The 10,911-nt window shown below is 72.0% G+C and carries 10 protein-coding genes; 3 read left to right on the top strand and 7 right to left on the bottom strand.

What is annotated here, in order from left to right:
* Positions 1–83: 83 nt before the first annotated feature.
* The 3 genes from ACFYY6_RS05560 to ACFYY6_RS05550 form a co-directional block, all read right to left on the bottom strand.
* Positions 84–1,208, bottom strand: a complete 1,125-nt coding sequence (locus tag ACFYY6_RS05560) for an ATP-binding protein (RefSeq protein ID WP_351520803.1) — start codon at positions 1,206–1,208, stop codon at positions 84–86.
* Positions 1,205–1,942, bottom strand: a complete 738-nt coding sequence (locus tag ACFYY6_RS05555; protein ID WP_073781918.1) for a response regulator transcription factor — start codon at positions 1,940–1,942, stop codon at positions 1,205–1,207. Before ACFYY6_RS05555 ends, ACFYY6_RS05560 begins: the two co-directional genes overlap by 4 nt.
* Before the next feature lie 222 nt (positions 1,943–2,164).
* Positions 2,165–2,857, bottom strand: a complete 693-nt coding sequence (locus tag ACFYY6_RS05550; protein WP_351520801.1) for a spermidine synthase — start codon at positions 2,855–2,857, stop codon at positions 2,165–2,167.
* A 407-nt stretch (positions 2,858–3,264) separates the two neighbouring features.
* Between ACFYY6_RS05550 and ACFYY6_RS05545 the strand changes: the two genes are divergently transcribed.
* Positions 3,265–3,981 carry a rhomboid-like protein gene (locus ACFYY6_RS05545; protein ID WP_386609180.1) on the top strand — a complete coding sequence of 239 codons (717 nt, stop codon included), beginning with the start codon at positions 3,265–3,267 and terminating at the stop codon, positions 3,979–3,981.
* 76 nt (positions 3,982–4,057) lie between these two features.
* Here the strand turns inward: ACFYY6_RS05545 and ACFYY6_RS05540 are convergent, their stop codons facing one another.
* On the bottom strand, positions 4,058–4,252 hold the full coding sequence (locus tag ACFYY6_RS05540) for a hypothetical protein (RefSeq protein ID WP_351520798.1): 195 nt from the start codon (positions 4,250–4,252) through the stop codon (positions 4,058–4,060).
* A gap of 211 nt (positions 4,253–4,463) precedes the next feature.
* Between ACFYY6_RS05540 and lon the strand changes: the two genes are divergently transcribed.
* Positions 4,464–6,923 carry an endopeptidase La gene (gene lon / locus ACFYY6_RS05535; RefSeq protein ID WP_351520797.1) on the top strand — a complete coding sequence of 820 codons (2,460 nt, stop codon included), beginning with the start codon at positions 4,464–4,466 and terminating at the stop codon, positions 6,921–6,923.
* Between the two features lie 126 nt (positions 6,924–7,049).
* On the opposite strand, the gene ACFYY6_RS05530 is transcribed toward lon, so the two are convergent.
* Positions 7,050–7,814 (bottom strand): polysaccharide deacetylase family protein, encoded by a 765-nt coding sequence (locus ACFYY6_RS05530; RefSeq protein WP_388648183.1) that lies wholly within the window; start codon positions 7,812–7,814, stop codon positions 7,050–7,052.
* A gap of 291 nt (positions 7,815–8,105) precedes the next feature.
* Complete coding sequence (locus tag ACFYY6_RS05525; protein WP_351520793.1) at positions 8,106–8,957, bottom strand: lysozyme; 852 nt, start codon at positions 8,955–8,957, stop codon at positions 8,106–8,108.
* Between the two features lie 226 nt (positions 8,958–9,183).
* Here ACFYY6_RS05525 and ACFYY6_RS05520 point away from each other — a divergent pair, with 226 nt between their 5' ends.
* Complete coding sequence (locus ACFYY6_RS05520) at positions 9,184–9,681, top strand: MarR family winged helix-turn-helix transcriptional regulator (protein WP_386609179.1); 498 nt, start codon at positions 9,184–9,186, stop codon at positions 9,679–9,681.
* Positions 9,682–9,943: 262 nt separating this feature from the next.
* On the opposite strand, the gene ACFYY6_RS05515 is transcribed toward ACFYY6_RS05520, so the two are convergent.
* Complete coding sequence (locus ACFYY6_RS05515; RefSeq protein ID WP_351520790.1) at positions 9,944–10,729, bottom strand: hypothetical protein; 786 nt, start codon at positions 10,727–10,729, stop codon at positions 9,944–9,946.
* Between the last annotated feature and the right edge of the window lie 182 nt (positions 10,730–10,911).

Raw genomic sequence — 10,911 nt, 5'->3', positions numbered from 1 at the left:
CGCGGGGCCGCGGCTACGGCCCCCCTGGACCGTACCCCTGAAAGCGAGCACGCAGAACGTGCCCTTCCGGTTCGAACTCTATGTCAACCTCGCGGTTGCGATACCCCCGGAAGAGTGACGCGGATGCGGCAACCGCGAGCGGATTCGGCCACGCCGATGCGTCCGCCGTGCAGATCCACCGCCCAGCGGGCGATCGCCAGGCCCAGCCCCGTACCGCCGTCGCTGCCGGGACCGTGCGGGGAGGACACCTCGCCGCGGTTGAAACGCTCGAAGACGCGGTACCGCTCCGACTCCGGAATGCCCGGTCCCTCGTCCAGCACCTCCAGGTGCAGGGACTCCGGCCCGTCCCCGCGCCGGGCCAGTACCTGGACCCGGCCGTGCGGCGGGCTGTGCTTGACAGCGTTGTCGATCAGATTGGCCACCACCTGGTGCAGCCGTTCCGTGTCCGCGTACGCGGTCAGCTCGGGCGGCGACACGTCCAGCGCCAGGGCCACGTCCTTGCGGCTGTGGTTCCCCGAACCGGAGGACAGACGGCGGTGCGCGGCGGCGAAGCTGTTCGCCTCCTTCAGCACCCCCGACAGGTACGGCCACACCTCGAAGCGGCTCGCCTTCAGCGTCACCACCCCGTTGTCCAGCCGGGACAGGTCCAGCAGTGTCTCCACCAGCCTGCCGAGCCGCTCGGTCTGCTTCAGGGCCGTCCGCATCGTCTCCGGATCGGCCGAGGACACCCCGTCCACGACGTTCTCCAGCACCGCCCGCAATGCCGCGATCGGCGTGCGCAGCTCGTGCGACACGTTCGCCACCAGCTCCTTGCGGTGCCGGTCCACGGCCTCCAGGTCGTCCGCCATGCGGTTGATCGTCTGGGCCAGGTCGCCGAGCTCGTCGCGCCGGTCGGCGCCGCTCACCCGCCTGGTGTAGTCGCCGTGCGAGATCGACCGGGCCACGGTCGTCATCTCGTCCAGCGGCGCCGTCAGGCCGTGCGCCACGAACTGCGTGATCAACAGGGTCGCGATCACCGAGAACACCGTGATGAACCGCAGCTCGGTCCTGGTCCGCAGCGCCACCATCAGCAGCCCGGTGGTGATGAACACCGAGACCACCACGAGCGTGCCCAGCTTGGCCTTGATCGAGAAGGGGCGCAGTCCGGAACCGGGCCGGGAGGTGCCGGGCCGGGCCGATCCGGACCGGGTCGAACCGGGCCGGGTCATGGGACCGGGGTCTCCAGCGCGTAGCCGACACCGTGCACGGTACGGATCCGCTCCGCGCCGATCTTCCGGCGCAGCGCCTTGATGTGGCTGTCGACGGTACGGGTGCCGGAGGCGTCCGCCCAGTCCCAGACCTCGGCCAGCAGCTGCTCGCGGGAGAGCACGGCCCGCGGCGTGTTCGCCAGGCAGACCAGCAGGTCGAACTCGGTCGGCGTGAGATGGACGTCCTCGGCGCGCACCCGGACCCGGCGCTGCGCGTGGTCGATCTCCAGCTCGCCCAGCCGCAGGATGCCGCTGCGCGGCGTGACCGCGGCCAGCGCCGCCCGCTCGACCCGGCGCAGCAGGACGTGCACCCGGGCCGCGAGCTCGCGCATCGAGAACGGCTTGGTCATGTAGTCGTCGGCGCCGACGCCCAGCCCGACCAGCATGTCGGTCTCGTCGTCCCTGGCGGTCAGCATCAGCACCGGCACCGGCCGCTGGGCCTGCACCCGGCGGCAGACCTCCAGGCCGTCGAAGCCGGGGAGCATGATGTCGAGGACCATCAGATCGGGCTGCCACGCCTCGGCCGCGTCCACGGCCGCGGGCCCGTCGAGTGCCGTCTGCACCAGAAAGCCCTCGGCCCGCAGCCGGGCGGAAATGGCTTCGACGATCGTGGCGTCGTCCTCGACCACCAGCACCCGGCGCTGAGCGCCCGGGGTGGCCGCGACGCCGTTGTGGGTGGTGTGTGTCTGTTCCATCGCCCCGCCCCTGCCCGTCCTCAGGGGGGCCATTCCCCCGGACGCGCGGTCTTTGCTTGTGGATTTCATGGGTGATCCCGTCACCGTTCAGCAGCGTAAGGGCAGCGGGCTGTTCTCGGCTACGCAGGGTGTAACAGCCGAGGCGCGGCGGAGTGGCGGAGTGTCGGCCTTGTGACGCTTGGCCCCCGGGTGTCCGGGGGCGAGCGGGGCCGGTGGGCTTCCTCAGGCGGTCCGGATCGCGAGATGCACCACGTCGGGAACACCTCGGGCAACGCGGACCTCTTCCGTACGTACGCCGCTGAATCCGGCATTCCGCAGGGCCTGTTCGAAGTCGGCGGACGGCTGGGCGGACCACACCGCGAGAACCCCGCCCGGTGTCAGCCGCTCCCGGCAGTCCGCCAGACCGGCGGGGGAGTACAGGCTCGTGTTGTCCTCGGTGACCGTCCAGTCCGGCCCGTTGTCGATGTCCAGGCACAGCGCGTCATAACGGTCCGTAGCCGTCCGCAGGTATGCGACGAGGTCCCGCGTAAGGATCTCGGTGCGCGGATCGGCGAGCGCCGCGCCGGAGATCCGGGCCAGCGGACCCTTCAGGTGCCAGTCCACGATCGCCTGCTCCCGCTCGACGACGGCGATCCGTCCCCACCGGGGTTCGGCGGCGGCCCGGACGAGCGAGAAGCCGACACCGAGCCCGCCGATGAGCACCGCCGGGTCCGGGCGGTCGTCGGGCAGCGCGGCCAGCGCCGCGTCGATCAGCAGCCGCTCGGAGCGCCCGTCGGAGGTGTCCATGAGGAAGCACCCGTTGGCGATGATCTCGAAGTCGTCCCCACGTCCTCGCAGTACCACCTCGCCGTACGGGCCTTCGCGGCGGTCGAGCGTGACGGGGGCGTGGGCGTCGGGGCCGATGCTGTCGGGCATGGTACGGATCTCCGATGGCGGACGGACGGGGTCCCCGCCATCCTGGCCGGTCGGCACGGTCCGCGGCCAACCGGCCTCCGGTCCCGTGTCCGGGGTGTCGCCGTGCCGGTCCGGGGTAGCGTGCACTGTCGGGCAGGTCGGAGGGATGTGTTCCGGTTGTCCGCGGGCCGGGCCGGGCGCGACGCCTGTCCGCGGCCGGGCCATGACGGTACGGGGCGATCGCGGAGGGTGGGACGTTGCCGGCGTCGTCTCGGGGGGCGGAACGGAGAAGGGCCGCACGCGGCGCGCGGGACGAAGAATGGCGCGGCGCACGGGGCGACGAGCCTGGCCGCGGAGAGGGGCGGGGAGCGGCGCCGCGGGGCGACGGCATACCGCGCCAGCGCCGTACCGAGGAACCGGCGGACCGTGTGCCCGTCCGTGCCGCCGTCACCGCCCCCGCGGCCATGACTGCCTCCTCCTTCCCGGGTTCGTCGGCGGCCGTCGCGTCCGCGCCGAGCCGGGCCCGGTGGGCGTGCCTGCTGCCGACCCCCACCGGCACCCCTTTCACCTTCGGGTACCTGCTGGTGCTGGCCGCCACGTCCCTCCTCATGACGTACGCCGATCCGCGCACCGTCGACGAGGTGCTGAGCGCGTCGAGCACGGACGTCGCGCACCTCGCCCGGACCCCGCTGCTCGTGCTGGGCGCCAGCGCCCTGTGGGTCGTGGACGGGTTCGCCTCCCCGTACGTCTTCGGCTTCGCCCTCGTACTGACCGCCCTGGAACGCCGCATCGGCGGGTGGCGCACCGCCGGGGTGTTCCTGCTCGGCCATGTCGTGGCGACGCTCGCCACGGAGATTCCGGTCGGCCTGTCCGTGGTGGCCGGACACCTGCCGAGGTCCTCGCTGCACCGGCTCGACTACGGCATCAGCTTCGGGCTGATGGCGAGCGTCGGCGCACTCGCCGGGCTGCTCACGCCGTGGCTGCGGGCGCTGGTGCTCGGCGGGGTCGGCGCGATACTGCTGAACGATCTCCTCCGGCTCGCCGACCCCCTGGCCGACTGGGGGCACCCGCTGGCGCTGCTGCTGGGCGTGGCCTGCCGGCCGCTCCTGCGCAGGGCCGGGCGCGGGGGCGGAAGTCCGGGCTGAGTGCGCGGAAGGCGCACGGTCACGGGGCAGTCGGGACGAGCGTGCGGGAGGCGCGATCCGGAGTCCCGACCGCCGCTCAGCCGTCGTCGTCGCCGCCCCGGCCCCCGCCTCCGTGTCCGTTCTTCTGGGAGCGGCGCACCAGCTCGCCCGCGGCGAGCGTCACGTGTGCCACGCCGCGGGTCCAGCGCGGTCCGCCACGGGCGGCCCACACGACGCAGACGCATCCGCCGACGGCGAGCGCCAGGATCCCGACCAGTACCAGAACAGCCATGCTTCCCCCTGCGTATCCGTGTGGTTCCGGGATCCTCTCAGGTCGCGAAGGGCGGCTGTCGAGCGCGGTGCCAGCGGCGGCCCGGACGGACGGCGCGGCCGTGGCGGACGGCTTCCGTCTGATCGCTCACGGCGAACAGGGCTCGCGGAACAATGCCGGACTCAGAAGCATTGAGTCTGCATAGCTCAACTTGACTGCTGAAGGGGAGATCATGGCTACCGAGTCCAACGCGGTCACTCCGCTCGTCCTTCCCGTGCTGCCGCTCGACGACGAGGTCGTGCTGCCCGGGATGGTGGTGCCTCTGGAGCTGTCCGATGCCGATGTGCGGGCCGCCGTGGAGGCCGCTCAGGCCGCGGCCCGCGAGAGCGGCGGCAAGCCCGAGGTGCTGCTGGTGCCCCGGATCGACGGGACGTACACCGGCACCGGTGTCATCGGCACGGTCGAGCAGGTGGGGCGGCTGTCGGACGGGGATCCGGGCGCGCTCATCCGCGGCCGGGGCCGGGTGCGGATCGGGGCCGGGACCAGCGGGCCGGGTGCCGCGCTCTGGGTGGAGGGGACACGGGTCGACGAGACCGCCCCCGATCCTTCCTCGCCCTCGTACGAGCCCGGCCGGGGAGGCACCGCTCCCGGAATCGCCGCGGAGCTGGTCAAGGAGTACAAGGCGCTCGCCACGAGCTGGCTGAGGAAGCGCGGCGCCTGGCAGGTCGTGGACCGGATCCAGCAGATCGAGGACCTCTCCGCGCTCGCCGACAACTCCGGCTACTCGCCCTTCCTCACCACCGCCCAGAAGGTACGGCTCCTGGAGACCGCGGACCCGGTCGCCCGGCTGAGGCTCGCCATCGAGTGGCTCCGCGAACACCTCGCCGAACAGGACGTCGCCGAGTCCATCGCCAAGGACGTCCAGGAGGGCGTCGACAAGCAGCAGCGCGAATTCCTGCTGCGGCGCCAGCTCGACGCCGTACGCAAGGAGCTGGCCGAGCTGGGCGGCGACCCGGAGGACGAGTCCGACGACTACCGGGCGCGCGTCGAGGCCGCCGACCTTCCCGAGCACGTCCGCGAGGCGGCGCTCAAGGAGGTCGACAAGCTGGAGCGCGCCTCCGACCAGAGCCCCGAGGGCTCCTGGATCCGCACCTGGCTCGACACGGTCCTCGAACTGCCGTGGACCGAGCGCACCGAGGACGCCTACGACATCCGCGGAGCCCAGCAGGTCCTGGACGCGGAGCACGCGGGCCTCCAGGACGTGAAGGAACGGATCATCGAGTACCTGGCGGTCCGCAAGCGGCGCTCCGACCGCGGTCTCGGCGTCGTCGGCGGGCGGCGCGGCGGTGCCGTGCTGGCGCTGGTGGGGCCGCCGGGCGTGGGCAAGACCTCGCTCGGCGAGTCCGTCGCGCACGCCATGGGCCGCAGGTTCGTCCGCGTCGCGCTCGGCGGTGTGCGGGACGAGGCGGAGATCCGCGGCCACCGGCGCACCTACGTCGGCGCGCTGCCGGGCCGGATCGTCCGCGCGATCAAGGAGGCCGGTTCGATGAACCCGGTCGTCCTGCTCGACGAGATCGACAAGGTCGGCTCCGACTTCCGGGGCGACCCGGCCGCCGCCCTCCTCGAAGTCCTCGACCCGGCGCAGAACCACACCTTCCGCGACCACTACCTGGAGGTGGAACTCGACCTGAGCGACGTCGTCTTCCTCGCCACGGCCAACGTCCTCGAAGCCGTACCGGAGGCCCTGCTCGACCGCATGGAGCTGGTCAGGCTCGACGGCTACACCGAGGACGAGAAGGTCGTCATCGCCCGCGACCACCTGCTCCCGCGCCAGCTGGAGCGGGCCGGTCTGAAGGCGGACGAGGTGACGCTCGACGAGTCCGCGCTGCGCGCGCTGGCCGGCGAGTACACCCGCGAGGCGGGCGTACGGAACCTGGAACGCGCCGTCGCCCGGCTGCTGCGCAAGGTCGCCGCCCAGCACGAACTGGGCGACCGTGAGCTGCCGTTCACCATCATCGAAGCGGATCTGCGCGGACTGATCGGACGCCCGCACCATGTGCCCGAGTCCGCCCAGGACCCGGCCGAGCGCCGCACCGCCGTGCCGGGCGTGGCCACCGGACTCGCGGTGACCGGGGCCGGCGGGGACGTGCTGTTCGTCGAGGCGTCGCTGGCGGACCCGGAGACCGGGGCGTCCGGGCTGACCCTCACCGGGCAGCTCGGCGACGTGATGAAGGAGTCCGCGCAGATCGCGCTGAGCTTCCTGCGGTCGCACGGCGCGGAACTGGAACTGCCGGTCGCGGACCTCAAGGACCGCGGCGTGCACATCCACTTCCCGGCGGGCGCGGTCCCCAAGGACGGTCCGAGCGCGGGCATCACGATGACCACGGCCCTGGCCTCGCTGCTCTCCGGGCGGCTGGTCCGCACGGACGTGGCGATGACCGGCGAGGTCTCGCTGACCGGGCGGGTGCTGCCGATCGGCGGCCTGAAGCAGAAGCTGCTGGCCGCGCACCGGGCCGGGATCACCACCGTGGTGATCCCCAAGCGGAACGAGGCCGACCTGGACGACGTCCCGGCCGAGGTCCTGGACACCCTGGAGGTCCACCCCGTGACGGACGTCCGCCAGGTGCTGGAGATCGCCCTCGCGCCCGCCTCGGCCGCCAGGCCCGGGGAGAGGATCCCGGCCGCGGCGTAGCCGCCACGGCGTGACGGACGTGGCGCCACGCACGCGACCGGTACGGACGGCCCGCCTCCCCGCCACGACGGGTGGGCGGGCCGTTCCGCGCGCCCCGGGGGCGGGACTCGGGGTACCCGCTCCTCGTCAGGGGCGGTAGACCGTCCCCGGGACGGGCTCGGCGGGGGCCATCAGCTGGGGGACGGTGACGAAGGTGTAGCCCCGCTCCTTCAGCGTGTCGACGATGCCCGGCACGGCGGGCACCGTTCCGTCGTAGATGTCGTGCAGCAGGATGATGCCGTCCTTGCTCGCCTGGTCCAGGATGCGCTTCTCGATCAGCGCCGAATCCGTCGTCGAGTAGTCCTTGGCGGTGGCGCTCCACAGCACCTGGGCCAGCCCCAGTTCCTTGCTGATCTCCGCGACGGTCTCGTCGGTGCGGCCCTGCGGCGGGCGCATCAGGCGCGGCTTCTTCCCGGTGATCTCCGCTATGGCGTCCTGGGTCTTCTCCAGCTCGGTCCGTATGGCGGCCGGCTTCTGCTCCGTCAGGATGCCGTGCGTCCAGGTGTGGTTGGCCACCTCGTGGCCCTCGGCGGCGAGCCTGCGCACGGTGTCCGGGTACTTCCTGACGTGGTTCTTGCCCAGCAGGAAGAAGGTCGCGCGCACCTTCTTCTCCTTGAGGATGTCGAGCAGGCGCGGCGTGTCCTTGCCCGGCCCCGCGTCGAAGGTCAGGGCTATGCATTTCGCCTTGCGGCAGTCCACCGGACCGAAGGTGCCCTTGGCGTCGGAGCCCGCGTCGGCGCGCGCGTCCGAGGGCGCGGTGGTGTCCGAGGAGCAACCGGCCAGCGTCAGGGTGAGTGCCGTCACAAGGGCGGCGGCCAACGTCGTACCGGTCGACTTCGTCTTCAAGAACAAGGCGGGTCACTCCTCCGTAGCTCGGCCGGGCACGCGATGCGCGGCGGAACGGACTATACATATGGTGTATACACGGTATGTATACAGGCTGGGGAGGTGGGGGCAGTGGGGAGCGGGAAAGGGCGGAGCCCCCGGTGACGGGTGGTCACCAGGGGCTCGGCCGGGTGGAACGGTGCGGTGTGCGGGCGCGCCGGACGGGTGCGGCGGGCGCGGCTCAGCGGCTCGATGGGTCGCGCCGGTCGCGGTCTCGGCGGCTCGCGGTGGGGTCTCGCTCGCGGCGTGGGGCCCGGGTCAGCCGTTCGCGAGGGCCTGCAGACGGTCGTAGGCGCCGTTGAAGCGGTCGTGGTCGCCCACGTACGGGCCGGACGAGGTGTACTGCCACATCGTGTAGAAGCCCCAGCCGGCCGGGAGTTCACCGACCGTGCTGTTGTAGCGCGCCACCCACAGCGGGTTGGTGGCGCCGAAGCTCGCGTTGTTGCCGGTGCAGGTCGTCCACCAACTGGTCGCGGTGTAGATGACCGCGTCGCGTCCGGTGCGCGCCTTGTACGTGTTCACGAAGTCGCGGATCCAGGACACCATGGCCGACTGGCTCTTCCCGTAGCACTGGTCGCCGTACGGGTTCCACTCGATGTCGAGCACGCCGGGCAGCGTCTTGCCGTCCCGCGACCAGCCGCCTCCGTGGTCCACGAAGTAGTTGGCCTGCGTGGCTCCGCTCGTCGTGTTCGGGGTGGCGAAGTGGTAGGAGCCCCGGATCATGCCGATGTTGTACGAGCCGTTGTACTGCTGCGCGAAGTACGGGTTCGTGTAGTACGTGCCCTCGGTGGCCTTGACGTAGGCCCACTTCACGCCGCTGTTCCAGAGCGTGCCCCAGTCGACGTTGCCCTGATGGCCGCTGACGTCCACGCCTTCGGTCTGCACGGCGCGCGTGTCGCGGGGCAGTCCGCCCTGGCCGTCGTGGGCGACGACGCCCATGCCCATCGTGGCCGTGCCGCGGGCGGGCTTGCGGGCGGCGGCGTCGGGGGAGCCCGTGGCGCTCGCCGCGCCGGGCAGGGTGAGAAGGAGGGAAAGGGCTGCGAGCAGGGTTCCCGCGGCGGCGAAGCGCGAGCGGCGGGATGTTCCGGATCCGGATCTGAGCACCGGCATGTGACTGCCTCCGAGGCGTTGGTGGGGGGACGTGCTGATCCAGGGGGAGCCGGGCGCACCCCCTGTCGGCATGTCATGGTGTGAACATGCCAGACGTGACGCTACGCACGTAGACCCGTGCTTCGGAAGAGGGCCTGGGCGCCGCCGGTGGTCTAGGCCTGCGAAATACTGGTCGAGCTGCGGTGATGACCGGCGGCGGAAGAAACTTTCAGCGTTGGAAAAGCTCATGAGGGGTGTTGACGTGCACGGGAGCGAAAGCGGTGGCGAACGCGGCGCGACCAGCGAAAGTGGTGTGGACCACGCATTCCTCGCTCTGGAGCGGGAGTTGGCCGTCTTCCTGCGCCGGGCGCGCGCCAACTCCGGCGAGATGGCGCGCGAGGTCCATCCCGAACTGGAGCCCGCCGCCTACGGCCTGCTCGTACGGCTGGAGTCCGCCGGGCGGCAGCGGGCCACCGACCTCGCGGCCTACTTCGGCGTCGGCAAGGCGACCGTGAGCCGTCAACTGCGCGCCCTGGAGAGCCTCGGACTGGTGGCGCGCGAGCCCGATCCGGCCGACGGGCGGGCCTCCCTCGTCCACCTCACCGACGAGGGGCTGGCCCGCTACCGCAGTGTCCGCGACGCCCGCCGTGACCGCTATGTGCGCAAGCTCGCCGACTGGGACCGGGACGAGGTCGCCGAATTGGCCCGACTGCTGCACCACTTGAACGCCCGCGCCGAGGACTGAGCCGGGCCGCGCCCGGTCTGCGCCCCGCTCACGTGCCGCCCCTGGCCTGCGCCCCGTCGCTTGTCACCCCGGTCTGCGCCCTGTTCGTGTGTCGCCGCGGCCTCTGCCCGTGTGTCGTCGGTGCTCTGCCGTGCGTGGCCGGGGCCGGACGGCGGGTGCGGGCGGGCATGGGGCGTGACGCGATACGTGGGGTGTGTGCGCCCGGCGCGTTCTCGCCCCGTCCCGCCCCGCCTGGTCCCGCCCCGTCCCGCACGGCATGCCGTCACAGCGTCACGCAGACCGCCGTCGCGTCGTCGTGCTTCTTGGCGCGGCGCAGATGCACGCGATCCGTGTCCGCGTCCTCCAGTGCCCTGACCCGGCCGATCAGTGCCTCCGGTCCCTCCTCGCGGAGCACCGCGAGGCAGTCCGCCCAGTCGCCCTCGTGGAACGTCTCGGTCCAGCGGGTCGCGCCGTCGGTCAGTGCCGCCACCGTCCGTACGTCGGCGAGCGGGGTGCGCCCGGTGATCGCGCGGGCCGCCACCGAGGGGTCGGCCGCGGCGGTGAAGAAGCCGCCCTCCTTGTTCCGCAACCGTGCGTCCACGGTCGCCGCGTCGGCCAGCGAGCCCGGCGGTAGCCGATCCAGGCGGTCGTCGACAAGAGGGCGTACGGTCCCGTCGGACATACCGAACAGCAGCACGGAATCGGAGAGCACCAAGTGCTCGATCTCCTGTTCGCCCCAGCGCGCCATGGCGACCGTCGCCTGTGGCGTCCGTACGTGAGAAAGGTCACACGGAGGGCCGTGGGCCTCGGCAGTGCGCCGAATGGACTCGGTCAGGATCTCCTGGAGGCTCAGATCCCGGCGCGAACCGGACAGTTCGAGCAGTGAGCCGCCCAGTCGAGCGGTGAACCAGGGGACGGAGTGAACGCAGCCGTCATCGCCCGGCGGCGGGGTCACCCCGTCGAGCAGAACCAGTGTTCCGCCCTGGCCGGAGGCGGGCAGGGCGGTGGCGGCCCAGTCCTCGTTCGGGCGGTCGGCGCAACCGGCGGCGGTGGCGAGTTCGATGCGCATGCGGTCAGTCTGCACGACGTCTTCACGGCCCCTGCACATGGCCGAAATTGGCCTATACCAGCAGGTCAGGGGCGTGCGCCGAGCGGAAGCGGAGGCTCCGTGCCGCGTGCGGGCGGGCATCCTGCCAAAGCCTGGACCGAAGTTCCAGCCGACGGACCAGGTGTGGCCGGGGGGCTTCCGGG

The organism is Streptomyces sp. NPDC001750 (assembly GCF_042892615.1).
Lineage (GTDB): Bacteria > Actinomycetota > Actinomycetes > Streptomycetales > Streptomycetaceae > Streptomyces.
This window is presented reverse-complemented; position numbering and strand designations above follow the sequence as displayed.

Coding starts and splice junctions, on each gene's coding strand:
- ACFYY6_RS05560 (WP_351520803.1), bottom strand. CDS start 1,208: ATGACCCGGCCCGGTTCGACCCGGTCCGGATCGGCCCGGCCCGGCACC.
- ACFYY6_RS05555 (WP_073781918.1), bottom strand. CDS start 1,942: ATGGAACAGACACACACCACCCACAACGGCGTCGCGGCCACCCCGGGC.
- ACFYY6_RS05550 (WP_351520801.1), bottom strand. CDS start 2,857: ATGCCCGACAGCATCGGCCCCGACGCCCACGCCCCCGTCACGCTCGAC.
- ACFYY6_RS05540 (WP_351520798.1), bottom strand. CDS start 4,252: ATGGCTGTTCTGGTACTGGTCGGGATCCTGGCGCTCGCCGTCGGCGGA.
- lon (WP_351520797.1), top strand. CDS start 4,464: ATGGCTACCGAGTCCAACGCGGTCACTCCGCTCGTCCTTCCCGTGCTG.
- ACFYY6_RS05525 (WP_351520793.1), bottom strand. CDS start 8,957: ATGCCGGTGCTCAGATCCGGATCCGGAACATCCCGCCGCTCGCGCTTC.
- ACFYY6_RS05520 (WP_386609179.1), top strand. CDS start 9,184: ATGAGGGGTGTTGACGTGCACGGGAGCGAAAGCGGTGGCGAACGCGGC.
- ACFYY6_RS05515 (WP_351520790.1), bottom strand. CDS start 10,729: ATGCGCATCGAACTCGCCACCGCCGCCGGTTGCGCCGACCGCCCGAAC.